This is a genomic window from Aminobacter sp. P4_D5 (assembly GCF_056401815.1).
This window is the reverse complement of the sequence record NZ_JBFUIP010001405.1, coordinates 1-517: the sequence shown is the minus strand read 5'-3', so window position 1 is coordinate 517 and position 517 is coordinate 1. Positions and strand designations below refer to the sequence as shown.

General features: G+C 65.2%; 1 protein-coding gene. It reads right to left on the bottom strand.

Features of this window, described 5'->3' with window-relative positions:
- A partial coding sequence (locus AC1DWF_RS38675; protein ID WP_476843688.1) for a dicarboxylate/amino acid:cation symporter occupies positions 1–517 on the bottom strand: 517 nt, incomplete at both ends.

Here is a 517-nt window from a genome sequence, read left to right as displayed (position 1 = left end):
GCTGCGTGCCGAGCGAGAGGTCGATGTTGTAGGCCTGGGCGATGAAGACGACCGCGAAGGTGCAGTACATCATCGAGCCGTCGAGGTTGAAGGAATAGCCCAGCGGCAGCACGAAGGAGATCACCTTCGGGCTGACGCCGAAGCGCGCGAGCTGCTCCATGAGGCGGGGATACGCGGCCTCCGAACTCGCGGTGCTGAAGGCCAGCAGGAAGGGCGCGCGCAGCAGCGACACCAGCTCGAAGACGCGCTTGCCGAAGATGAGGAAGCCGACCGCCGTGAGCAGGAACCAGAGCAGCGCCAGGCCGAAATAGAACTCGACCACGAACTTGCCGTAGGTGACGAGGATGCCGAGCCCCTGCGTGGTGATGATCGCGGCCATCGAGGCGAAGACGGCGAGCGGCGCCAGCCCCATGATGTAGCCGGTGATCTTGAGGATGACGTGCGAGAGCTCCTCGATCCACTTCACCAGCGTGTGCGCCTTCTCGCCCAGCGAGGCGGCGCCGACGCCGAAGAGCAG